This window comes from Devosia sp. LC5 (assembly GCF_000735585.1).
Taxonomy (GTDB): Bacteria; Pseudomonadota; Alphaproteobacteria; order Rhizobiales; family Devosiaceae; genus Devosia.
The window spans coordinates 1-24,018 of record NZ_JNNO01000026.1; the positions used below are offsets into that span (position 1 = coordinate 1).

Sequence of the window (24,018 nt, forward strand, 5' to 3'; positions counted from 1 at the left end):
CCCCCCCACCCCCCCCCCCCCGCCTCCAGCGAGGCGGCAGTCTCCCCCCCCACCCCCCCCCCCCGCGCCGGCCGCCTGGCCAACGGGGGGGGGTGTCCCCCCCCGCAACCGCCGGTCGAATTTTGGGGGGCCCTGGCCGGGGCGCTTACCCCTCTTCCCCCCCCCCCCTGGGGGGAGAGGCCGGCGGCGCGGCCGCGGGGGGAGGGGGCCTTCCCCTTGGACTCAGCAGCCCTCATCACCCTCCTCCAATCCGGCCCCACCAACGCCAACCCCGCCCGCGGCACCTCTCCCGCCACGCTCACCCTTGCGCGCTACGCGGAGTTCTTCGCCACCCTCCCGGCCAAAATCCAGCAAGAAGTCACCACCCGCTGGGGCGATCACGCCACCGACCCATTCGTGCGCGACGACACCTTCCACCTCCCCGCCCTGATCTTCGGCAATATCGCCATCCTGCTTCAGCCTGCCCGCGCCTATCAGCTCGACGAGACCACCAGCTACCACGACCCGGCTTTGGTCCCGCCCCACGCCTACATCGCCGCCTATCTCTGGCTGCGCTACGAATTCTCGGCCCATGCGCTGATCCACAATGGTAAACACGGCACGCTCGAATGGCTCCCCGGCAAAGCCACTGCGCTCGACGCCGCCAGCTACCCTGATGCCCTCTGGGGCCAGTTGCCTCATCTCTATCCGTTCATCGTCAACGATCCCGGCGAGGGCACCCAGGCCAAGCGCCGCACCGGCGCGGTCATCGTCGATCACCTCGTGCCCCCGCTCACCCGCGCCGAAACCTATGGTCCCCTCAAGGACCTCGAAGCCCTGCTCGACGAATATTATGCCGCCTCCGGCATGGATCGCCGGCGCCTGGCCGATCTACGCCGCCGCATTCTCGATTTCACCCGCGACAGCCGGCTCGATCGCGATATCGGCCTGCCCGAAGACGAAACCGAAGCCCTGATCAGAATCGACAATTTCCTCTGCGATCTGAAAGAAGCGCAAATCCGCGACGGCCTGCACGTCTTCGGCCAATCGCCCCAGGGCGATCTCGCCCGCGACCTCACCGTGGCTTTGGCCAGGGTACCGCGCGGCGACGCCCCCCGGGATAACTCGCTGATCCGCGCCCTGGCCGATGATCTCAAGCTCGGCATCGACCCGCTGACGGCCCGCCTCGGCGATCCGTGGCACGGCCCCAACGTGTTTGCGCCCTATGTCGCGCTCAATGCTAACAGTCCGTTAGCATTAAGGCACATTGGCGACGTGGTTGAAGCCCTCGAAATCATCGCTGCCGGCCTGGTCGAGGGAAAAATAATTCCCGCCCCCGATTGGCACGCGACCCAATCTGTCCTCGCTACCGTCACCACACTTATCCAACCCCGCCTCGCCGCCTCCGGTCCCGCCGAAATGGACGCGCTGCTCGATGGCCTGGATGGCAAATTCGTGCCGCCCGGCCCCTCCGGCGCCCCCTCGCGCGGTCGCCTCGATGTGCTGCCCACCGGCCGCAACTTCTACTCGGTCGATAGCCGCGCTATCCCCACGCCAACCGCCTGGGAACTCGGCAAAAAATCCGCCGAGAGCCTGGTTTTGCGCCACTTTCAGGATCATGGGACCTACCTGCAATCCCTCGCCCTCTCGGTGTGGGGCACGGCGAATATGCGTGCCGGCGGCGACGACATCGCCCAGGCCCTGGCGCTGATCGGCGCCAAACCCGTCTGGGACCCATCCTCGCTCCGCGTCTCGGGCTACGAGATCATCCCCTTGGCCAGGCTGGGCCGCCCGCGCGTCGACGTAACCCTGCGCATTTCTGGCTTTTTCCGCGATGCCTTCCCCGCCCAGATCACCCTGTTCGACCGCGCCGCCCGCGCCATTGGCGCGCTGGACGAACCGAGTGAAGATAATCCCATCGCCGCCCGCATGCGCAGTGATGCACTCGGCCTGATCGCCCAAGGCCAGTCCGAAGCCGAAGCGGGCCTTGCTGCCGGCCACCGGATTTTCGGATCAAAACCAGGTACTTACGGCGCCGGCCTCAATGCGCTGGTCGATTCCGGCACCTGGTCCACCCGCGCCGATCTGGCCAAAGCCGCCCTCGATTGGGGCCAATATGCCTATGGCGCCCAGGCCGCCGGCATCCCCGAACGCGCCCGCTTCGCTGCCCGCCTCAGTAGCGTCGATGCCGTGGTCCACAATCAGGACAATCGCGAACACGACCTGCTCGACAGCGACAATTACTACCAGTTCGAAGGCGGCCTCTCCGCCGCCGCCGAACTGCTATCCGGCCACCAGCCCGCCGCCTATCACAACGATCATTCCCGCCCCGAACGCCCGCTGATCCGCACCCTTTCCGAAGAAATCAGCCACGTCATGCGCTCCCGCGTGGTCAATCCAAAATGGATCGCCGGCGTCAAACGCCACGGCTACAAAGGCGCCTTCGAGATCATCGCCACCGTCGATTTCATGCTCGCCTTCGCCGCCACCACCGGCGCGGTCAAGACTCACCATTTCGACCTGGCCTTCGAATCCTTCATCGAAGACGCAGCAACGCGCCAGTTTATCCTCGCCAACAACCGCTACGGCTATGATGAACTGATCGCCAAATTCAACGAGGCGCGCCGGCGCGGCTTGTGGACCCCCCGTTCCAACTCGGCCTATGGTTTGCTTGAGGGAGGCGCTGCATGAACAACACTATTGTCCATCTGATCGGCTACCCCGGCGTCGGCAAGCTCACGGTGGCGCGCGAGCTTTGCGCCCTGACAAACGCTAAACTTCTCGATAATCATTTGATTTTGAACACTATTTTTGGCCTGATCGAGGCCGATGGCAAGACTCCCATTCCAGATCCTATATGGGATCAGATCGATATCATCCGCGACGCCACCTTCCGGGCCATTGAGCTGGCGGCCAAACCAGCCCGATCCTTCGTCCTCACCAATGTATTGACCGACGAGGAGCCGCTGGATCGCGAGATCTACCAGCGCGTGGTGGTCTTGGCCGAACGCCGGCAGGCCCTCTTTGTGCCGATCATTCTCGTGGCCGATACCGACGAAATCCTCAGGCGCATCCCGTCCGCCGATCGCGCCGCAAATCTCAAGCACATCGACGTTCCCGGCTCGAAGGCCTTCATGGCGGAGAATAGTGTTCTGACCGTAGATCATCCGAACACTGCCACCTTCGACACGACCGGCACCGCACCGGCGGACACTGCCGCTGCCATCGTCACCCACATCAAAAGGCTCGCCCAATGACCGACAAGCCCGTCAAAAAGACCGACCTGATGAGCGAGGCCGAGCGCAATGCCTATCATGCTGAAAAGATGAAGAAAAAGCAGGAGGCGCGGAACAAGATTCTCGCAACAAAGACCGAGGAACGGGGCCTGCTGATCGTTCACACCGGCAAGGGCAAGGGCAAATCCACCGCCGCTTTCGGCATGGTGTTTCGCGCCATCGGCCACGGCATGAAAGTGGGCGTGGTGCAATTCGTCAAAGGCGCCTGGGACACTGGCGAGCGCGACGTGCTGCTGAAATTCCCCGAGCTGGTCACCATCAATGCCATGGGCGAGGGTTTCACTTGGGACGTTCAGGATCGCCAGCGCGACCTCGCTGCCGCCCGCGCCGCCTGGGAGCAGGCCAAGCTGTTGATCGCCGACCCGGCCTATAAACTGGTCCTGCTCGACGAACTCAATATCTGCCTGCGCTACGACTACCTGCCGCTCGACGAAGTCGTGGCCTTCCTCAAGGACAAGCCGGCCGACAAACACGTCATCGTCACCGGCCGCAACGCCAAGGACGAGCTGATCGAAATCGCCGATCTCGTCACCGAAATGACCGAAATCAAGCACCATTTCCGGGCTGGCGTGAAAGCACAGGCGGGGATCGAGTTTTAGCTAGGAGCTACAGAGCAGCGGCGCCCTTAACACCCCAAATCCCGGAACCCCGCCACCAGCCGCTCCACCCTTGGCTTCATATCCGCCGCCTGCGCCGCCGAATATTGCACGGTCATCGCCGCATAGCTCAGCCCGTCGCAGAGCGCGATCATGCGCGTATAGAACATGCGTTGCCCCATAACGCCGGAAAAGCTGGCCCAGTATGAAGTTGTTGCCTGATAAGCGATGTTCCAGCCGTCGCGCTCGGCATAGCCCATGCGGGCGGCCACTTCGGCTTCAAAATCCTCGGCCGTGATGTTGGCGCCCCAGAAGCTCAGCACCTGGGCCTTGCTGGCATTGTCGAAGATCTGCCCGTCGCCATTGTCGCTTTCGCCATAGCCGGAAAAGCCGGCCGGGATTTCGCTGGTATAGCCGAAGCGGGCATTGTCATAGCGTCCCCAGCCCAGTTCCTGGGCGGTCGCCGGAAGAGCGATAAGGGCAAGCAGAACAACAATCAGGATTCGCATGTGTGACTTCTTTCGCGCGTAGCGGGCCAGAGCCCTGATCACATTAGACGACCACGATCCCGTTATGCTTGGCTTTTTCTTCGGGTTCGACATGGATTGTGATCAGCACATCGTCCACAGCCTCGCGCAGCTTGGCCTCGATCCCATCGCAAATGGCATGCGCCGCTTCCACGCTCATCAGCCCCGGCACCACCAGGTGGAAGTCGATGAACGTCATCTTGCCCGCTTGCCGCGTACGGATGTCATGGGCTTCGATAGCCCCCTCGGCATTGCCCGCGATCACCTCGCGGATCAGCTTCTGCGTCTCGGGCGGCACGGCCACGTCCATCAGGCCGCCGACACTGTCGCGGATCACGCCCCAACCCGACCACAGGATGTTGAGCGCCACCAGGCCCGCCAGGATCGAGTCGAGCGGGGCAAAGCCGGTGGTGAACACCAGCACCAACCCGATCAGCACGCCCACGGTCGAAACCACATCGGTCATCAAATGCTTGCCATCGGCCTCCAGCGCCGGCGAGCGCACCTTGCGGCCATAGCGGATCAGCACATAGGCCCAGACCAGGTTGATCACCGTCGCCACGCCGCTGATCATCAGGCCCTCGACGGGCGCATCTGGCATTTCCGGCGCTATCAGGCCAAAATAGGCCTCGCGCACGATCAGGATCGCCGCGACAATGATCATCACGCCCACGATCACCGCCGAAAAATACTCGGCCTTGTGATAGCCATAGGGCAGGGCGGCATCGGCCGGCTTCTGTGCCAGCCGCACCGCGATCAGCGCGACGATTGCCGTCACCACATTGACGATGGATTCCAGCGCATCCGAATACAGCGCCACCGAACCGGTCATCTGCCAGGCCAGCCCCTTGAGCCCGAGCACAATCAACCCGATAACAAGGCTCGCCCCGGCGACAGCCAGCGTTCGTTGATTGGTCATGATTGAGTTCTGCCCTGATCACGCCGCGCTGGAATGCAGCTGGTTTCTGCACATAACGCCGTCACGCAGATGGTGCAACCCATTGTATTTGCAAATCATTTTCAGAGGCATTCCAATGTGGCGGCGATCCCCGCCAAGCCATTGATTGACCACGCGCTTCCCTCGGCCTAGAACCGGATCAGCGCAGCGTTCCCCAGCAAGGAACTGAAACACAGTCTGGTGCGGTCGACCCAAATCGGGGACCAAGTCCAGAGCTGCAAAGAGGCGATTATGACGATTGGCGAGAGGCGAAAGCCTGCGAGAGCCGTGCCGAACCAGCAAAAGCTCGTCGCCGGCATCGGTTGCGGCAGTGCTGCGAGCGCTGGCGAGATCATCGCCCTGGTCAATGCCTGCCTGGCCGAATCCGGGCTCCACGCCTCGGCACTGCTCGCCATTGCATCACATCAGCGCAAGCACGACGCTCAACAATTATACGCCGCGTCGGCTCATTTCGGCGTTCCTTTGCGCCTGCTGAGTGACGCGGATCTGGCCCCGGCAACGCCATCCCCCAGCGTGCTCACCCATGTCGGCTTGCCCGCCATAGCAGAAGCGGTTGCCGCCGCTGCGGGCCCGCTCCTGCTCGGCAAGCGCAAATCGGCCCACGCCACCTGCGCCCTTGCCGCTTGCGGCTCCGATTTCGACCCCACCCAGTTCGGCCGCGCCGCGCTTTACCCCAGCTCGAGCGCCGCAATGGCGTCATCTACGCTCGATACTTCCCGGGCCGGACCATAGGCGGGCCGAGCAATCATGATCACCTTGACCCCGAGCCTTCGCGCCGCTTCGAGCTTGGCCGAAGTCTGCCCGCCGCCCGAATTCTTGGTGACCAGATGAGTGATCCCCTCGCGCTCCATCAGCGCCATTTCCTCCGCCAGCCCATAGGGCGGCCGCGATTGCAACAGCCTGGCATGGCGCGGCAGCGGTTCGGCCGGCGCCTCGATGGTGCGCACCACAAATTGGCAATCGTCGCGCTGCAAAAAGTGCTCGAGCCCGGTATGCCCGGTGGTCAGCAGCACATCGGCATTATGGGGCAGGGCGGCAGCCGCCTCGGCCGCCGTTTCCACCGTCAGCCAGTCGGCGCCGAGCTTTTGCTCCCAGGGCGGCCGCATATAGCGCACCAGCGCAATGCCCGTGGCCTGCGCCGCCGCGACGGCATTGATCGACATCAGCCCCGCATAGGGATGGGTCGCATCCACCAGCCGCTCGATGCCTGCCGCGCGCAGATAGGCGCACAGCCCGGGAATGCCGCCGAACTTGCCCATGCGAATATCGCCCCTGGGCAATTTTGGGTCTTGTGTTCGCCCCGCCAGGGAGGTGATGACGTCATGCCCCATGGCCACCAGCCGGTCAGCCAATTCCCGCGCCTCCGCCGTTCCGCCCAGGATCAGGATTTTCATAGTCTTTTGTTTATCCCACAGCTTCCGCTCCACTCTGCCCATTTCGCCCCCTGCGCTCAAGCGCCGAGCCTCCCCAATGTTTGACTGGATCACCCGCCCCCGCCGCAAAACCCATTTCGCCACGCTCGACCACGCCGATTTCCCCCCGCTGGAACCCGGCACAGTCTGGCTCGTCGGCGCTGGCCCCGGCGGCCCCGGCCTTGTCTCGCTATTGGGCTATCACGGCCTGGGTCAGGCCGATGTTGTCGTGCATGACGCGCTGGTCTCCGATGCCCTGCTGGCCATGGCGCCCCGCCGCGCGCAACTGGTGTTTGCCGGCAAGCGTGGCGGCAAGCCATCGCCCAAACAGGCTGATATTTCGCTGCAGTTGATCGACCTCGCCAAGGCCGGCAAACGCGTGCTGCGCCTCAAGGGCGGCGACCCCTTCATGTTCGGCCGTGGCGGTGAAGAGGCCGTTGCGCTGGCCCGGGCCGGCGTGCCCTTCCGCATCGTCCCCGGCATTTCCTCGGGGCTCGGCGGGCTGGCCTATGCAGGTATTCCGGTCACCCATCGCGACACCAACCATGCCGTGGTTTTCCTCACCGGCCATGACGATACCGGCGCCGTGCCGCAGGGCGTCGATTGGGGCGCCATCGCCAATGCTGCGCCGGTCATCGTCATGTATATGGCCGTCAAACACCTCGGTTCCATCGCCGAAAAGCTGATCGCCGCCGGCCGGGCCGCTGACGACCGGCTGACCATCGTGTCCCACGTCGCCACGCCCCAGCAATCCTCTATCTCCGCCATGCTGGCCGAGGCGTCGAGCCTCATCGACGTGCCCACCCCCGCCATAATCGTAATCGGCCCCGTCGGCGCCTATAGCCAGACGCTCGATTGGTATGTGCAAAGCGCGCGGAGCCATGTCTTTGGCTAATGGCCTCGTTATCGCCGCGCCGCGCTCTGGTTCCGGCAAGACGCTGGTCACGCTCGGCCTGCTCGCCGCCCTGCGCCGCCAAGGCGCCGTCGTCGCGCCCGCCAAAACCGGTCCCGACTATATCGACCCCGCCTTTCTCACCCGCGCTGCCCTGCGCGAGGCAGTAAATCTTGATCCCTGGTCGATGAGCCCCGCCCGCCTCAAGCATCTGGCCTCCTTTCAGGCGACAGGCGCCGAATTGCTGCTGGTCGAAGGCGTCATGGGCCTGTTTGACGCGGCGGCCGATGGCTTCGGTTCCACTGCCGACCTCGCCGAATTGCTCGACTTGCCAGTCATCCTCGTGGTCGATGCCGACCGGCAAAGCCAGTCCGTTGCCCCGCTGGTGGCCGGCTTTGCCAATTGGCGCGTCGGCGTGCGGGTCGGCGGCGTTATCCTCAATCGCGTCGCCTCGATGAAGCATGAACGCATGCTGGTCGAAGCGCTGGCCGCCACCGGCATTCCATGCCTGGGGGCCATTCCGCGCAATCCGGCTTTGGCCGTGCCCGAACGCCATCTCGGCCTCGTGCTGCCCGGCGAGGTCAATGCGTTCGAAACCTTCCTCGACACCGCCGCCGAAATGGTCGGCGACTACGTCGATCTCGATCGCCTGCGCGCTCTGGCCGCCCCCTTGCCCGAGGCCACTGAATCGGCGCCGTCTCTCCCGCCATTGGGCCAACGAATCGCTATTGCCCGGGATGATGCCTTCGCATTTCTCTATCCCCATCTACTCGACGGCTGGCGGGCTATGGGCGCCGAACTCAGCTTCTTCTCCCCCCTCGCCAATGAGGCTCCCGCCACTGACGCCGACGCAGTCTTCCTGCCCGGCGGCTATCCCGAATTGCATGGCGCCAGCCTGGCCGCCGCTGACATATTCAAGACTGGCCTCGCCGCCGCGCGGGATCGCGATGCGCTGATCTATGGCGAATGTGGGGGCTTCATGGTGCTGGGTGATGCGCTGGTGGATAAGGACGGGCAAAGCCACGCCATGGCGGGCCTCTTGCCCGTCACCACCCGCATCGACCGCCCCAAACGCACGCTGGGCTATCGGCGGCTGGTACATGCCGGGGCGCTGCCTTGGCCGGGGCGGTTGCACGGGCACGAATTCCATTATTCCTCAGCCAAACAATCCCGCCTGACGCCACTGTTTGCCGCTACCGACGCCACTGGCCAGGCTTTGCCGCCCATGGGCGCGGTAATCGGCAAAGTTATGGGCTCTTACGCCCACGTGATTGATGCGGCATAAGGCTGCCCATGGCCAAGTCATTGATGTTCATGGGCACCGGGTCGGATGTCGGCAAGTCGCTGCTGGTGGCGGGCCTGTGCCGCTTACTCGCCAATCGCGGTCTGCGCGTTGCCCCGTTCAAGCCGCAGAACATGTCCAACAATGCCGCCGTCACCGCCGATGGCGGCGAAATCGGCCGGGCGCAGGCGCTGCAGGCGCGGGCGGCGCGGCGTGAACCCATCACGGCGATGAACCCGGTTTTGCTCAAGCCGGAGCAGGAAACCGGCTCGCAGGTCGTGGTGCGGGGCCAGCGCCGGGCTTCAATGTCCGCGCGGGCCTATTGGGCCGAGCGCGGCAGGTTTATGCCCGAAGTGCTGGGGGCTTTTCATGAGCTGGCGGCTGATAGCGACTATGTCATCGTCGAAGGCGCCGGCAGCGCCTCCGAAGTCAACCTGCGGGCCAATGACATCGCCAATTTCGGCTTTGCCCAGGCCGCCGAACTGCCCGTCGTGCTGATCGGAGATATCCACCGCGGCGGCGTCATTGCCTCGATTGTCGGCACTTTCGCGGTGATCGGGGAGGCTGATGCCGGGCTGATCCGGGCCACCCTGGTCAATAAATTCCAGGGTGATCCATCGCTGTTTGCGGCGGGGATCGATTTCATCGCCCAGCGCACCGGCGTGCCCTGCTTTGGCCCCGTGCCCTGGTTTGCCGGCGCCGCCAAGCTGCCCGCCGAGGATGTTTTGGCGCTCGAAAGCTATGTTTACCGGGCCTCTGGCGGCTTTACCATCGCCGTGCCGCGCTTGCCGCGCATTGCCAATTTCGATGATCTCGATCCGCTCCGGGCGGAGCCCGGCGTCAATCTTGTATTGGTCGAACCGGGCCAGTCCATTCCGCGCAATGCGGATCTGGTCATCCTGCCCGGCTCCAAGGCGACGCGCAGCGATCTGGCGGCTTTGCGGGCCAATGGCTGGGATATTGATCTGCTGGCTCATCACCGGGCTGGTGGGCGCATTCTGGGGATTTGCGGGGGGTATCAGATGCTTGGCCGGACGATCGCCGATCCCGATGGCATTGAGGGCGAGCCCGGTGTCAGTGCGGGGCTTGACCTGCTCGATGTTGAAACCAGGCTGGAGCCGGTCAAGCAGTTGCGAGTCGAACAGGCGGTTCATACCGCCTCCGGCCTGCCGATCAGCGGCTATCACATGCATATGGGTGTTACTGAAGGCGCCGATCGTCAGCGGGCTTTTGCCAGCATTTCCGGGGCTTTGGAGGGGGCGGTGAGCGTGGACGGGCTGGTGACCGGCACCTATCTGCATGGTCTGTTTGCCGCCGATACCTTCCGCCGTGCGTTCCTGGGCAATGCGGCCAGTCCTGATCTCAGCTATGAGGCCGGGGTTGAACAAGCGCTGGATGATCTGGCGGATCATTTGCAAACTCATCTCGATATCGATGCGCTGCTTGCGCTGGCTGAACCTGTGAGCCTTGCCTGATGTACGTTCTGATCCCGCCCTTGGCCCTGCTGCTGGAACGTTTTGTGGGCTATCCGCAGCTTTTGACCGCCCGGATCGGGCATCCGGTCATGTGGTTTGGCTGGCTGATTGCCTATATGGAACAACGCACTAACACGACCGACCGGACGGCGTCGCAGCGCAGATTGGCGGGGATCGTCTCGCTGGCGCTGCTGTTGCTGGTGGTGTTGGCGGCGGCATTGTTGGTGCAGAAGATCACGCGATCCATTCCGCTGGGCTGGCTGCTCGAAATGCTGTTGGCAACGCCGTTTCTGGCGCAGAAGGAACTGGGCCGGGCGGTCGAGGCGGTGGCGGATGCGCTGGGGACTTCGCTGGCGGCGGGGCGCGAGGCGGTCAGCCAGATCGTCGGGCGTGATCCGCAAGCCCTTGACGAGGCTGGTGTTTCCCGCGCCGCGATTGAGACTCTGGCGGAAAGTACTTCGGATGGGGTGGTGGCGCCTTGGTTTTGGCTGGTGCTGCTGGGGCTGCCGGGCATCGTACTCTACAAGGCGATCAATACGGCCGATTCCATGATCGGGCATCTCAATGATCGTTATCGCGATTATGGCTGGGCGGCAGCTCGGCTGGATGATGTGGTGAACTTTATCCCCGCGCGGCTTTCGGCGGTGCTGATCACTGCCGCCTGCTTCTTTATCCCCGGCGCGAGCCCGTCAAAAGCGTGGAGGACCGCGATTCGCGACGCGCGCAGGCACAAGTCGCCAAATTCGGGCTGGCCGGAGGCTGCTTTCGCCGGGGCGCTCGGATTTTCGCTAGGCGGGCCAAGGCATTACGATGGCGAGCTGGTCGACCTGCCAGCCTTTGGTCACGGCAAAAGAACCCTTACGGCCTCCGATATCCGCTATTCCATTTTTCTATATAAAATGACGCTCACCGTGCTGGCCTGGGTTAGCATTGTGCTAGCCTTCTGCCTCACCCTTGCAGCGAGCTGACCCGGTCAGTGGTCTGATTTCAGACCACTGACCATTTCAGGCCTCGTGAATATGCGTCGGGGTCTGTTCCGGCGGCTGTCCCTTGAGGGTCATGGGCAGGCCGGCGACGATGAAATAGACGTCGTCGCAGATTTCGGCGAGGCGTTGATGCGCGGCGCCGGCCAGGTCGCGGAAGGTGCGGGCCATGGCATTGTCGGGCACGATGCCCAGCCCTACTTCGTTGCTGACCAAAATGACCTTGGCCTTTTTGAGCTGGATCAGCGTGGCGCCCAATTCGCTCACCGCGCTCGAGACATCCTCATTGGCGACCAGCAGGTTGGTAATCCACAGCGTCAGGCAATCGACCAGAATCACATCGTGGTCCTTGGAGGCCCGGATCAGGGCGTCGGGTAGCTTGAGTGGTTCTTCGATCGTGGCGAAGCGCTCGCCGCGTACGGCCTGGTGGCTGGCCACCCGGTCGCGCATTTCGCCGTCCAGCGCTTCGGCGGTCGCCAGATAGGCGGGCTTGACCCCGCCATGCAGCGCCAGCCGCTCGGCAAAGCCGGTTTTGCCCGAGCGTGCGCCGCCCAGCACCAATACATGTCGTGTCATTTCGGCTCCTCTTCGTGCCGTCCGCCCACCCCGTTCAGAATCACAAAGCCCCAGCGGCGATGGGGTTGCGCCAATGCTGCAATCAGGCCATGCCAGCACTGCGCCGGGCACCGGCTTTTTGTGCCTTATTCTACTTTCGTCTTAGCATCTTTCGCATTATGGTCCGCCCCGAAACCAGCCCCTACAATCCCCTTAGGATTTGAGTCAGTTAGGTGATGGAGGCCTGCAAATGATGAATTTCTGCGCTTCCGGTGCTCACGTACCTAAACGTACGCTGCGCTCCGGTTCTCGAAAATCACCATTTTCGGTTCACCCTGACCTAACTGTCCTCAAATCCTAGCCCACGGAGTCGATTGCGTGCCCCGATACTATCTTGGCGTTGATGGCGGCGGCACCAATTGCCGCGTGCGTCTGGCCGACGAGAATCTCAAGACGCTCGCCGAAGTCAAGAACGGCCGCTCCAACTTGCAGATCGACGATGGCGAACCGGCCTATAAGGCCATTAGCGACGGCACCCGTGACGTATTCAAGGCCGCCGGCGTGGATTTTGCCGAAACCGCCAATACCTATGCCTGTTTCGGCATGGCAGGCGGCCGCATGGATACGGCCCGAGCCGAGTTCCGCGCCCGGCCCTGGCCCTTTGCCGATGTCCAAGTCTATGACGATATCGATATCGCCCATGCCGGCGCGCTGGGCGGCGGCGAGGGCGGGGTGATCATCGTGGGCACCGGCTCGGCCGCGCTCGCCATTGTCGATGGCCAGCGCTTTCAATCGGGCGGCTGGGGCTTTCCCATTGGCGACCAGATGAGCGGCGCCATTCTGGGGCGCGAGCTGGTGCGCTATGCCGTCGAAGCCGAGGATGGGCTGATGGAGGCGTCTCCCCTGACCAAGGCCGTGATTGCCCGGCTGGGCGGGAATAACCAGGCGGTGATGACCTGGGCCTTTGCCACCGAAATGGATCTCAAGATCATCAGCGCCGATGGCTCGGAGGGGTGTGACGACGCCTTGATCGGCCGGGCGCCGGCCGAATTCGGCAAGCTGATGCCGCTATTCATCGATTATCTGGAGCAGGGTGATCCGGTGGCCCAGAAAATGCTCGATATCGAATTGGGCTATATCGACACCTATGTGCGCTGGTTCCAGGCGCGCAATGCCAAGGTCATGGCCGTGGTCGGCGGCTTTGGCGAACGCCTGTTCCCCATTCTCAAGCAGCGCTATGGCGATTTCGTCGCCCTGCCCAAATTCGAGCCGCTTAATGGCGCGGTGATCCTCGCACGCCAGAACTTTCCTGCCTAACGACGCGTCAAACCAAGGACTTGCCAAGTGTCCAGCCGTATCATTCCTGTCCAGCCTTTCGATTATGTGGTGTTCGGCGCCACGGGCGACCTGACCAAGCGCAAGCTGATCCCCGCGCTCTACCACCGCTTCAAGGACGGCCAGTTCGACGGGCAGAGCCGCATCATCGGCGTTTCGCGATCCAAGCTCAGCGATGCCGAGTTCCGGAAGGCGGCGCACGATGCGATCGCCCAATTCGTCGAAAAGGAATATCAGGACGAGGCGGTGATTGATCGTTTCATCAAGATATTCTCCTATGTGCCGGTCGATGTGAGCGATCCGGCCAATGCGGGCGATCTGGGCAAGCAATTGCGCGACGATCCCAATATCGTGCGCGCCTTCTACCTGGCCGTGGCCCCGGACCTGTTCGAGCCGATCGCCGAATATCTGGCCAAGAAGAAATATTACCGCCGCGATGCCCGCGTGGTGATCGAAAAGCCGCTGGGCCACGATCTGGCCTCATCGATGGAAATCAATGACGGCGTGGCCAAGATCTTCAAGGAAGATCAGGTCTACCGCATCGATCACTATCTGGGCAAAGAGACGGTGCAGAACCTGCTGGCGCTGCGCTTTGCCAATGCCCTGTTCGAGCCGGTGTGGAACTCGGCCCATATCGACCATGTGCAACTGACCGTCTCGGAGTCGGTGGGCGCCGGCACACGCGGCTATTATGACGAGAGCGGCGCGCTGCGCGACATGATCCAGAATCACATGTTGCAGCTGCTGTGCCTCGTCGCCATGGAGCCGCCGGCTTCGGACGACGCCAATGCCTTGCGCGACGAGAAGCTCAAAGTGCTGCGCGCGCTCAAGCCGATCGTCAATGGCGATGTGGCCAAGAACACCGTGCGCGGCCAGTATAAGGGCGTGAAGTCGGAAACTACGGCCGTGGCCGGCTACCAGGATGAGCTGCCCGAAGACAAGAAGGGCAGCCGCACCGAGACTTTCGTGGCGCTCAAGGCGGAAGTGGAAAACTGGCGCTGGTCCGGCGTGCCGTTCTATTTCCGCACTGGCAAGCGGATGGCCAACCGGGTTTCGGAAATCTGCATCCAGTTCAAGCCGATCCCGCATTCGATTTTCGACCATGCCGAAGGCGCGCCCAAGGCCAATAAGCTGATCATCCGCCTGCAGCCCGACGAAGGCGTCAAGCTGATGATGATGATCAAGGATCCGGGCCCGGGCGGCATGCGCCTGCGCGAAGTGCCACTGAACCTGAGCTTTGCCCAGACCTTTGCCGAGCGCACCCCCGAGGCCTATGAGCGGCTGCTGCTTGACGTGGTCCGTGGCAACCAGACGCTGTTCATGCGCCGTGATGAGCTGGAAGCAGCGTGGAAATGGGTGGACCCGATCCGCGAAGCATGGGACCGTTCGAGCGAACCGCCCCAACCCTATACGGCCGGCACCTGGGGCCCCACCGGCTCCATCGCCCTGATCGAACGCGACGGGCGGACATGGTATGAGGACGATAATTAAGGCATGCTGTTTCGGGCCTCAACCTTGATACGGCTGTGAACCGGGTCACCTCGCCCCTCAGGGGAGAGGTCGGCGCGCAAGCGCCGGGTGAGGGGTGCGATGCTTCGCATCTGCGACGTAGCCAGCATCGCACCCCTCACCCTGGCCCTCTCCCTGAGGGGCGAGGGGACGCAAGAACCGATGATTTTGGATAGAACGCAATGACCATCGAGCGCCGCACCTTCGCTGACAAGCCGACCCTGGCCAAGGAATTGGCCGAGGCGGTGGCAGATCGCATCCGCACGGCGATTGCCGGGCGGGGGATGGCAGCGATTGCAGTGAGCGGGGGCTCGACCCCGGCCCGGTTTTTCCAGGCTTTGGGCAAGACCAAGGATGTCGAATGGACCAAGGTGATCGTCACCCTGGTCGACGAGCGCTGGGTCGACGAAACCAGCGATCGCTCCAATGCTTTGCTGGTCAACGAAAAAATGCTGCAGGGCCCGGCAGCGGTGGCGCGGTTCTTCCCGCTCTATTCGGGTGGCGACGAACCCGGCATGACCGAAGTGGCCAAGACCAATGCATTGCTGGCCGATCTGCCCGAGCAATTTGCCGCCGTCGTGCTCGGCATGGGCGGGGACGGACACACGGCTTCGTTCTTCCCGGGCGGTGACACGCTCAGCGAGGCGCTGACCTCGGCCGGTCCGGCTATCGCGATCCACGCCCCCGGCGCGGGCGAACCGCGCATCACCTTTACCCTACCGCGTCTCCTCCACACGGATGGGCTATACCTTCACATCGAAGGGGAGGAAAAGGCCGTCGTTCTCGACGCGGCTCTGGGAGATGGTCCCGTTGAGGACCTCCCCATCCGCGCCGTATTGCGCTCCGGCCAGAATGTAACTGTCTACTGGTGCCCATAGTCCCCTCGGCGGTCCCCAATCGACTGCCTTGGCCACTACGCGGCTCCGCAGCAGCGTTCTCTTTTCGGCAAAGTGACCCCTCACTTTTCCGCGCGAGGACGCGACAACTGAGTTAGGAGCTCACTATGTCCGTTCGCCAAGCCATCCAGGATGTGACCGATCGCATCGCCGCGCGCAGTCGCGATAGCCGCAAGGACTATCTCAACCGGCTCGATGCGGCCCGCGAGGCGGGCGTCTATCGCTCGACCCTTTCCTGCGGCAACCTCGCCCATGGCTTTGCCGCCTGCACCCCTTCGGAAAAGGCGGCTCTAGCCGGCAACAAGACGCTGAACCTGGGCATTATCACCAGCTATAACGACATGCTGAGCGCCCACCAGCCCTATCAATTCTATCCCGATATCATCAAAGAGGCGGCCCGCGAAATCGGCGCCACGGCGCAGGTTGCCGGCGGCGTGCCGGCGATGTGCGATGGGGTGACCCAGGGCCAGCCGGGCATGGATCTGAGCCTGTTCAGCCGCGACGTGATCGCCATGGCGACGGCTATTTCGCTCAGCCACAACATGTTCGACGCGGCGGTGTATCTGGGCATTTGCGACAAGATCGTGCCGGGCCTGTTGATCGGGGCGCTGACCTTCGGGCATCTGCCCGCCGTTTTCGTGCCGGCCGGGCCGATGCCCTCGGGCCTGCCCAATGACGAAAAGAGCAAGGTGCGCCAGCTCTATATGGAGGGCAAGGTCGGCCGCGCCGAACTGCTCGAAGCCGAAAGCAAGTCCTATCACTCGGCGGGGACCTGCACCTTCTATGGCACGGCCAATTCCAACCAGATGCTGATGGAAATCATGGGTCTGCACCTGCCGGGCGCCAGCTTCGTCAATCCAGGCACGCCGTTGCGCGATGCGCTGACCAAGGAAGCCACGGTGCGGGCTTTGTCGCTGAGTGCGCAGGGCAATGATTATACCCCGGCCGGTCACGTCATCGATGAAAAGGCCATCGTCAATGGCTTGGTGGGGCTGCACGCCACGGGCGGCTCGACCAACCACACCATGCACCTGATCGCCATCGCTGCGGCGGCGGGCCTGCAGGTGACCTGGGACGACATGAGCGACCTGAGCGACGCGACGCCGCTTTTGGCGCGCGTCTATCCCAATGGCGTGGCCGATGTGAACCATTTCCACGCTGCCGGCGGCATGGGCTTCCTGATCCAGGAATTGCTCGAAAGCGGGCATTTGCACGAGGACGTCAAGACCGTCTGGGGCAACGGGCTGTCCAATTATACCGTGGAAGCCAAGCTGATCGAGGACAAGCTGGCCTTCGAGGCGGCGCCTAAGGAATCGGCATTGCCCAAGGTGCTGACCTCGACCAAGACGCCGTTCCAGGAGACTGGCGGGCTCAAGCTGCTCACGGGCAATCTGGGCCGTTCGGTCATCAAGGTTTCGGCTGTCAAGCCCGAGCATCGCGTGATCGAAGCGCCGGCCCGCGTGTTCCATGGCCAGGAAGGGTTGCAGGCCGCGTTCAAGGCGGGCGAGCTCAATGGCGACATGATCGCGGTGGTGCGCTTCTCCGGCCCCCGCGCGCTGGGCATGCCCGAATTGCACAAGCTGACCCCGGCTTTGGGCGTGTTGCAGGATCGCGGCTTCAAGGTGGCGTTGCTCACCGATGGGCGCATGTCGGGGGCGTCCGGCAAGGTGCCGGCGGCGATCCACATGACGCCGGAAGCCGTCGATGGCGGGCCGATCAGCAAGATCCGCGATGGCGACATGATCCGGCTCGACGCCAATGAAGGCACGCTGACCTTCCTCGGTGACGAGAAGGAATTGCTGGCCCGCACGCCGGCCACCGAGGATTTGCGGCCCCAGCATTTCGGCATGGGCCGGGAGCTGTTTGCCGGATTCCGCAGCCTGGTTGGCGTCGCCGATCGCGGGGCGAGCGTGTTTCAATAGCTTCTTCACCTCTCCCTCTGGGGGAGAGGCGAAGGCCCGACATAACGCGCGCGGGGCCGGATCAATGATCCGGTCTCGATCTGCTCCAGCGCATGGGCGAGCCAGCCCACCGAACGGGCCAGCGTGAAGATGATCAATGGCGCCGCCGGCGGTAGCTCGAATGCGGCGGCCATGGCCGAGAGCGCGAAATCGATATTGGGCCGCTCGCCCACCAGGGCTTCGCCGATTGCTGCCAGCTCGCGATAAAGCGGCGGCGCCTCGAACCGGGCCAGTAGCTCTGTCGCGCGCACATCGCCATGGGGATAGAGCCGATGGCCGAAACAGGGCAGGGCGCGTCCCTGCCGCAGGCTGAGATGCACGGCTTGCTCTGGCCCGAGCCGGCTGGCGGCGTCAACCAGGTCATCCATTGCTGCCGCCGCGCCGCCATGCAGTGGTCCGCTGAGCGTACAGAGGCCCGACAGCACGGCCGCCGAGAGGGGAGCGCCAGTCGATACGGTGACGCGGGCGCAAAAGGTCGAGGCGTTGAGCTCGTGCTCGGCCAGCAGCACCAGCGCGCGCCGGATAATGTCGGCGGCCTCGGGGCGATGCCAGTGGCGGGCGAGGCGTTCATGGGCGGTTAATTCGGTCGCCGTCGAACCGGCCAGCGCCCGGGACACTGCACCCATAACTCGGGCTGCATCGGCATGGAGGACGGCATTGCCGCGCCCTAGCGTGGGCATATCGCTGGCAGCGAGGCGCCCGAGCACGGTGAAGGCTTGGGGCAGGCCCGCAATCTCTTCGCCCGGCATGATGGGAAAGCGCGGCCGCTTGCCGCCCCAGAGCAGGCCGGCCACGGCTTCGAGATCGGCCGTGCGCGAGAGCATTGCTGCATCCTCGCTGCGATAATAGAGCCGGCCATCCTGCACGGTCGAAATCGTCGTCGGCAGCACCGGATCGCCCCAGGCGATGGACTGCGCGGCCACGGTCTCGGCCTTGCGGCGGCCATGCTGTCGGCTGGCGAGGCGGTCGATATCCTCGGTGCTGTAAAGGCTGCGGCGCGGATCGGTGGCGTCGGGTTTGGCCGCGATCCGGCCGCGACTGACATTGGCGTACAGCGTCTGCGGCTTGGTGCCCAGACGCTGCAAGGCCTGCTCTGCCGTGATCCAGCCCATGGAACCTCACATTGATGATTAGCATCAAGATTGACGTCAATCTTGAGCAGGCCCATTTACCCCATGAAGCAGAGGAGAAACAAGATGATCTCTGGATTGGACGACGTCATCGCAGCCGAAACCATGCTGTCGGATGTGGATGGGCTCAATGGGCGGCTGATCATCGCCGGCCATTCACTCGATGCGCTGGCGGGGCACACCAGCTACGAGGCCATGCTGGCCTTGTTGCTGGGCGATTTCCTTGAGGCGGATACCGCCGCCATCACCCGCCACCTGGCGACCGCCCGCAAGGAGGTGCATGCCTATATCGAAGGTGTCGACGCGGCCATTCTGGCGTTGAGCCCGATCGAAGGCCTGCGCGCCATGATCGCCCGGCTGCCCGATGGCGAGGATCGCGATACGGCCTATCGGCTGCTGGCCGCCCCGGCCGTATTCACGCCCGCCTTGCTGCGTTTGCAGCAGGGACTGCCGGTCGTGGCGCCCAGCGACACGCTTGGCCATGCCGCCGATATGCTGGCCATGTTGACCGGCACGGCGCCCAGCCAGGCGCAGGTCAATGCGCTCGATACCTATCTGGTGACGGTGTCCGACCACGGGCTCAACGCCTCCACCTTTGCCGCCCGCGTGGTGGCCTCGACGCGTGCTGGGCTGACTTCGGCGATTCTGGCGGCACTAAGCGCGCTCAAGGGCCCACTGCATGGCGGTGCGCCCGGTCCGGTGCTCGATATGCTGGATGCCATCGGCACGCCCGACCGCGCCGAGCCATGGCTGGCGGCCGAACTGGCGCGCGGTGAGCGGCTGATGGGCTTTGGGCACCGCATTTATCGCGTGCGCGACCCGCGGGCCGATGCGCTCAAGACTGCGCTGCGGCAATTGGCAGAGGCTGGCGCGGTGCCGGCCGAGCGCTTGGCGCTGGCGGAGGCTGTTGAGCGTTCGGCGCTGGCTTTGCTGCGGCAGAAAAAGCCGGACCGGGCGCTGGAAACCAATGTGGAATTTTATACGGCGCTGTTGCTGGAGGCGCTTGGCCTGCCGCGCGAGGCGTTTACCTGCGTCTTTGCGGCGGGGCGTGTCGGCGGCTGGATTGGGCATGCGCGTGAGCAGATCGATCACGGCCGGCTGATCCGGCCGCAGTCGAAATATATTGGGCCACTGGCGGCTTAGGGAGCTGAACTACCAGCCGACACCTTCTCCCCCTTACGACCGGCACCGATCGAAGAGCGCTATCGTCCCCTCGCCCCTCAGGGGAGAGGGCCAGGGTGAGGGGTGCGATGCTGGGAAATCCCGGATGTGGAAGCATCGCACCCCTCACCCGCCGGCTTCGCCGTCGACCTCTCCCCTGAGGGGCGAGGTGAGCCGGGGCATATGTGAGTCCCGGCAGATTCTGCTTCGGTGAGCTCTACCGGCTGCGCCCGAACAGCCGCTCAATATCCTTCTGCTTGAGCTCGACATAAGTGGGGCGGCCGTGGATGCATTGGCCGGAATGAGGGGTGGCTTCCATGTCGCGGAGCAGGGCGTTCATTTCGTCGACGCGCAGGCGCCGGCCGGAGCGGACCGAGCCGTGGCAGGCCATGCGGGCGATGATTTCGTCCATGCGGTCGGCGACGGCGGTGGAATTGTCCCATTCGGCCAGGCCATCGGCCACGTCACGCACGAGGCCTTCGATATCGGAATTGCCGAGCAAAGCCGGGGTTTCGCGCACGGCGATGGCGCGGGGGCCGAAGCGTTCGAGATAAAGGCCGTAGCGCTCCAGGTCCGGGGCGGCGTCTTCCAGCCGGGCGCAATCTTCTTCGGGCAGCTCGATGACGAGGGGGATCAACTGGGCCTGGCTGGGCACCGGGCCAGAGGCGAGTTGAGCCTTGAAGCGCTCATAGACCAGCCGCTCATGGGCGGCGTGCTGATCGACCAGCAAGAGGCCTTCGCTATTCTGGGCGATGATGAAATTGTCGAACATCTGCGCGCGGGCGGTGCCAAGGGGGAACTCCACCAGTGCGGGAGCGGCTTCGCTCTCGACGCGGGCGCTGGGTTCGTTGAGGCCTTCAATGCCTTGTTGGGCGGAGGCGCCATATTGCGGCGAGAAGGGATTGGCGCTGCCATAGCCCGATGCGCGATCGTAACTGGCAAAGGGCATTGCCGGGCGGGTGAAGTCCTGGCGATGCGGCACTGCGCTGGCAGGCGCCGTCTCGTATTGCGGGGCGGTGAAGGCGCCCAGAATATCGTCGGCAACGCTGGTGGAGGCTTTGAAACCCGCAGCAGTCAGCGCTTCGCCAATGGCGCGGATGACGGCGCTACGCACGGCGCCGGCGTCGCGGAAACGCAATTCGGCCTTGGCGGGGTGGACATTGACGTCAACCTCGGCCGGATCGATGGCGATGTAGAGGGCGACGACGGGGAAGCGGTCGCGGAAGGTATAGTCGGCATAGGCGGCGCGGATGGCGCCGACCAGCACCTTGTCGCGCACCGAGCGGCCATTGACGAAGTAGAACTGCGACAGCGAATTGGCGCGGGTATAGGTGGGCAGACCCGCCAGCCCCGCAACGACCACGCCATGGCGCGAGGTGGCCAGCCGCACGGCGTTCTGGGCGAAATCATCGCCGATGACCTGGGCCAGCCGCGCTTCCAGAGCGCCAGTACCGCTGACGGCGGGCCAATTGGCGGGGGAGCGGTCACTGCCGTTCAGCACAAAGTGCACCCCTGGATTGGCCATGGCGAGACGTTTCATCACATCGGTGATGGCGCCGGCCTCGGCCCGGTCGGTCTTCAAAAATTTCAGCCGCGCGGGGACATTGCCGAAAAGGTTCCTGACCTCGACCACACTGCCCCGGTTCATCGCCTGTGGCACGGGGGCGGTCCGGACTCCGCCTCGGACCTCGATGCGCAAGCCGCTTTCGGCATTGGCGGGGCGGGAGGAAACACTCCGCTCGGCGACCGAGCCGATCGAGGCCAGGGCTTCGCCGCGGAAGCCCAGTGTGCGGATATCGTCGAGATCGTCGGCACTGAGCTTGGAGGTGGCGTGGCGCTCGACCGAGAGCAGCAGGTCGGCCTGGTCCATGCCATGGCCGTCATCCTCGATGCGCATCAGCGTCTTGCCGCCGCCCGCCGTGGTGACCACGATGCGGCTGGCGTCGGCATCGATGGCGTTTTCCACCAATTCCTTGATCACGCTGGCAGGCCGCTCCACCACCTCGCCGGCGGCGATGCGGTTGATCAGATCTTCGGGCAGCTGGCGAATGGGCAAGGATCGATTCTCCTGAGGGGAGAATATAGGCGATGGCGGGGGAGTTTCCGACCCGGTTTCCCCGTTTTCACCGGATCAGTCATCGGCAAGGCATGGGGCAGAGAACAGCTCGCCGCGCCAGGCGCCGACAAGAGTGCGGGAGGCCACGATGAGCCAGACCAGCGCCAGCACGCCGACCAGCACGCTGCCGAACACCATGAGCGGGGTAAAGGGGATCACATGGGCCAGCTTGAGCGTGGTGACGGCATAGACGCCCAGCGGGAAGGTGAAGGCCCACCAGCCCAGATTGAACGGCACGTCGCCGCGGAAATAACGCAGGGTGATCAGACCAGCCATGCCCAGCCACCACAGGCTATAGCCCCAGAGCAGTACGGCGATGAGAAAGCTGGCGCCGCCCACGGCGCCGGCATAGGCGCCAAGGCCATGGGCTTGCAGTACGCCGGGCGCATGTTCGGCCAGTAGCAACATGCCCAGCGCGCCAGTGGCGATGGGGCCAAGCGCAAGCCAGCAGGAGCTGGCCATATTGGCGTCGGGCAGATTGTGCACGATCATCCGCACCACCAGCACGACAAGCATGCCCAGCGCCAGCGGCACCGAACAGGCCCAGAGGCAATAGCTGATTAGCGTGACGGTCAATTGGTCGGCGGGACCGAGATGGGGCAGGAGCAGGCCGCCGCTGGCTGCGGTGACCTCGGCGGCGACGATGGGCAGCAGCCAGATGGCGGTCATCTGCTGGGGCGAATGGCTCTGGCGGGTGAACATCATGAAGGGCACGCCGATGCCGCAGGCCAGCGCCAGCGCCGCATCGAGCCACCACAGGGCATGGGCGATCGGGATTATCGCGGTGCCGAAGGCGGGCACGCCGAACAGGACGGCGCCATTGATGATGGTCGCCAGGCCCATGGGAATGCAGCCCAGCGACATCGACATGCTCGAATGCGCCAGTATCCGTTTGGCGCCGGAAAAATGGGTGATCCAGCGCGTGGCATAAAGCGCGGTGAAGAGGGTGAAGAGCGCAATGTTGAACAGCCATAGTCCCGTGCCGGCGGCAAACAGCAGCGGCAGATCGGGGAATTGGCCCAGAGCTATGGCCAGAATGCCGGTGCCCATGGTGGCGGCGAACCAGTTGGGCGTGAAAAAGCGCACCGCGTCGGTTGGACTGGCGAGGCGGGACAGCGGGCGGATATCGGCGACGGCAATGGACATGGGGAACCTCTGCGCCGAGCAATAGCGCCGAAGCGATGTTCGTTTCCAACGCATGATTTATGTGAGATTAATCGGTAATATCGATTGATTAGTGAGCGCCCATGACCCTCGAGCAATTGCGGATTTTTCTCGCCGTGGCGGAGCGCCAGCACATCACGCGGGCGGCGGAGGGGCTGCATATGACGCAGTCGGCGGTCAGTGCGGCGGTTTCGGCGCTGGAAAACCGGCATGGCGTGACGCTATTCGACCGGGTGGGACGGTCCATTGTGCTCAATGAGGCGGGGCGGACGTTCCTGCCCGAGGCGCAGGCCGTGTTGGACCGGGCCAAGGCGGCACAGGGGGCGCTGGATGATTTGTCGCGGCTGTTGCGGGGGCGGCTGTCGGTCATGGCGAGCCAGACCGTGGCCGATTACTGGCTGCCCCGGCGGCTCGTGGCCTATCGGCAGATGCATCCGCGAATCGAGCTGGATATGGCATTTGGCAATACCGGCCAGGTGGCCGATGGCGTCGAGAGCGGGCTGGCCGAACTGGGGCTGGTGGAGGGGCAGGTGAACCGGCCGGCGCTGAGCGTGGACCTGCTCGATCAGGATGAGATGATCGTGGTGGTGGGGGCAGGGCATGCCTGGACCGAGCCGGGGGCGGCACAGGCGGCGGGCTATGGCGGCACGGCCTGGGTATTGCGCGAGACCGGTTCGGGCACGCGGGCGGCGTTTGACGGGATGATCATTAGGGCCGGGATCGATCCGGCGGGGCTCGATATTGCCATGGTGCTGCCGGGCAATGAGGCGGTGCTGGGTGTGGTGGAAGCG

General features: G+C 64.1%; 21 protein-coding genes. 14 read left to right on the top strand and 7 right to left on the bottom strand.

What is annotated here, in order from left to right; all coding sequences use genetic code 11:
* Positions 1-132 precede the first annotated feature (132 nt).
* From cobN to cobO, 3 genes are read left to right on the top strand one after another with little or no spacing between them, the layout of a single operon-like run.
* A complete protein-coding gene (gene cobN / locus FF80_RS13830) occupies positions 133-2,670 on the top strand; it encodes a cobaltochelatase subunit CobN (protein ID WP_280113908.1) in 2,538 nt (845 codons plus the stop codon).
* Positions 2,667-3,236 carry an AAA family ATPase gene (locus tag FF80_RS13835; RefSeq protein WP_035101550.1) on the top strand — a complete coding sequence of 190 codons (570 nt, stop codon included), beginning with the start codon at positions 2,667-2,669 and terminating at the stop codon, positions 3,234-3,236. Before cobN ends, FF80_RS13835 begins: the two co-directional genes overlap by 4 nt.
* Positions 3,233-3,874 carry a cob(I)yrinic acid a,c-diamide adenosyltransferase gene (gene cobO / locus FF80_RS13840; protein WP_035101551.1) on the top strand — a complete coding sequence of 214 codons (642 nt, stop codon included), beginning with the start codon at positions 3,233-3,235 and terminating at the stop codon, positions 3,872-3,874. The genes FF80_RS13835 and cobO overlap by 4 nt, the downstream gene beginning before the upstream one ends.
* Before the next feature lie 26 nt (positions 3,875-3,900).
* Here the strand turns inward: cobO and FF80_RS13845 are convergent, their stop codons facing one another.
* Complete coding sequence (locus tag FF80_RS13845) at positions 3,901-4,380, bottom strand: hypothetical protein (RefSeq protein WP_052153587.1); 480 nt, start codon at positions 4,378-4,380, stop codon at positions 3,901-3,903.
* A 43-nt stretch (positions 4,381-4,423) separates the two neighbouring features.
* Positions 4,424-5,317 (bottom strand): cation diffusion facilitator family transporter, encoded by an 894-nt coding sequence (locus FF80_RS13850; protein WP_035101552.1) that lies wholly within the window; start codon positions 5,315-5,317, stop codon positions 4,424-4,426.
* Positions 5,318-5,587: 270 nt separating this feature from the next.
* Between FF80_RS13850 and FF80_RS13855 the strand changes: the two genes are divergently transcribed.
* Positions 5,588-6,088 (top strand): cobalamin biosynthesis protein, encoded by a 501-nt coding sequence (locus FF80_RS13855; protein ID WP_152558385.1) that lies wholly within the window; start codon positions 5,588-5,590, stop codon positions 6,086-6,088.
* Here the strand turns inward: FF80_RS13855 and FF80_RS13860 are convergent.
* Positions 6,025-6,750, bottom strand: coding sequence for a cobalt-precorrin-6A reductase (locus tag FF80_RS13860; protein WP_035101554.1), 726 nt, complete (start codon positions 6,748-6,750; stop codon positions 6,025-6,027). The genes FF80_RS13855 and FF80_RS13860 overlap by 64 nt on opposite strands.
* Before the next feature lie 76 nt (positions 6,751-6,826).
* On the opposite strand from FF80_RS13860, the gene cobA reads away from it, so the two are divergent.
* Genes cobA through cbiB form a run of 4 tightly spaced genes read left to right on the top strand, consistent with a single transcriptional unit; the run spans position 6,827 to position 11,385 of the window.
* On the top strand, positions 6,827-7,663 hold the full coding sequence (gene cobA, locus FF80_RS13865) for a uroporphyrinogen-III C-methyltransferase (RefSeq protein WP_052153589.1): 837 nt from the start codon (positions 6,827-6,829) through the stop codon (positions 7,661-7,663).
* On the top strand, positions 7,650-8,945 hold the full coding sequence (locus FF80_RS13870; protein WP_035101555.1) for a cobyrinate a,c-diamide synthase: 1,296 nt from the start codon (positions 7,650-7,652) through the stop codon (positions 8,943-8,945). Before cobA ends, FF80_RS13870 begins: the two co-directional genes overlap by 14 nt.
* Before the next feature lie 8 nt (positions 8,946-8,953).
* Positions 8,954-10,417 (top strand): cobyric acid synthase, encoded by a 1,464-nt coding sequence (locus FF80_RS13875; protein ID WP_035101556.1) that lies wholly within the window; start codon positions 8,954-8,956, stop codon positions 10,415-10,417.
* Positions 10,417-11,385: an adenosylcobinamide-phosphate synthase CbiB gene (gene cbiB / locus FF80_RS13880; protein ID WP_035101557.1), complete on the top strand. Its 969-nt coding sequence runs from the start codon at positions 10,417-10,419 to the stop codon at positions 11,383-11,385. Before FF80_RS13875 ends, cbiB begins: the two co-directional genes overlap by 1 nt.
* A gap of 36 nt (positions 11,386-11,421) precedes the next feature.
* On the opposite strand, the gene cobU is transcribed toward cbiB, so the two are convergent.
* Positions 11,422-11,976, bottom strand: coding sequence for a bifunctional adenosylcobinamide kinase/adenosylcobinamide-phosphate guanylyltransferase (cobU, locus tag FF80_RS13885; RefSeq protein WP_035101558.1), 555 nt, complete (start codon positions 11,974-11,976; stop codon positions 11,422-11,424).
* A 357-nt stretch (positions 11,977-12,333) separates the two neighbouring features.
* Here cobU and FF80_RS21050 point away from each other — a divergent pair, with 357 nt between their 5' ends.
* The 4 genes from FF80_RS21050 to edd all read left to right on the top strand — a co-directional run bounded on the left by FF80_RS21050 (position 12,334) and on the right by edd (position 17,617).
* Positions 12,334-13,272: a BadF/BadG/BcrA/BcrD ATPase family protein gene (locus FF80_RS21050; protein ID WP_052153590.1), complete on the top strand. Its 939-nt coding sequence runs from the start codon at positions 12,334-12,336 to the stop codon at positions 13,270-13,272.
* A gap of 27 nt (positions 13,273-13,299) precedes the next feature.
* Entirely contained in the window at positions 13,300-14,781 is a 1,482-nt protein-coding gene (gene zwf / locus FF80_RS13895; RefSeq protein WP_035101560.1) for a glucose-6-phosphate dehydrogenase, read from the top strand.
* A 200-nt stretch (positions 14,782-14,981) separates the two neighbouring features.
* Positions 14,982-15,677: a 6-phosphogluconolactonase gene (pgl, locus tag FF80_RS13900; protein WP_035101562.1), complete on the top strand. Its 696-nt coding sequence runs from the start codon at positions 14,982-14,984 to the stop codon at positions 15,675-15,677.
* A 125-nt stretch (positions 15,678-15,802) separates the two neighbouring features.
* Complete coding sequence (edd, locus tag FF80_RS13905) at positions 15,803-17,617, top strand: phosphogluconate dehydratase (protein ID WP_035101564.1); 1,815 nt, start codon at positions 15,803-15,805, stop codon at positions 17,615-17,617.
* A gap of 5 nt (positions 17,618-17,622) precedes the next feature.
* Here the strand turns inward: edd and FF80_RS13910 are convergent, their stop codons facing one another.
* Positions 17,623-18,768, bottom strand: a complete 1,146-nt coding sequence (locus tag FF80_RS13910) for a citrate synthase (RefSeq protein WP_035101565.1) — start codon at positions 18,766-18,768, stop codon at positions 17,623-17,625.
* An 84-nt stretch (positions 18,769-18,852) separates the two neighbouring features.
* Between FF80_RS13910 and FF80_RS13915 the strand changes: the two genes are divergently transcribed.
* On the top strand, positions 18,853-19,929 hold the full coding sequence (locus tag FF80_RS13915) for a citrate synthase/methylcitrate synthase (RefSeq protein ID WP_035101568.1): 1,077 nt from the start codon (positions 18,853-18,855) through the stop codon (positions 19,927-19,929).
* A gap of 235 nt (positions 19,930-20,164) precedes the next feature.
* On the opposite strand, the gene mutL is transcribed toward FF80_RS13915, so the two are convergent.
* On the bottom strand, positions 20,165-22,003 hold the full coding sequence (gene mutL, locus FF80_RS13920; RefSeq protein ID WP_035101570.1) for a DNA mismatch repair endonuclease MutL: 1,839 nt from the start codon (positions 22,001-22,003) through the stop codon (positions 20,165-20,167).
* A gap of 75 nt (positions 22,004-22,078) precedes the next feature.
* Positions 22,079-23,209 (bottom strand): TDT family transporter, encoded by a 1,131-nt coding sequence (locus FF80_RS13925; RefSeq protein WP_035101571.1) that lies wholly within the window; start codon positions 23,207-23,209, stop codon positions 22,079-22,081.
* Between the two features lie 101 nt (positions 23,210-23,310).
* Here FF80_RS13925 and FF80_RS13930 point away from each other — a divergent pair.
* A partial coding sequence (locus FF80_RS13930) for a LysR substrate-binding domain-containing protein (RefSeq protein ID WP_035101574.1) occupies positions 23,311-24,018 on the top strand: 708 nt, incomplete at its 3' end.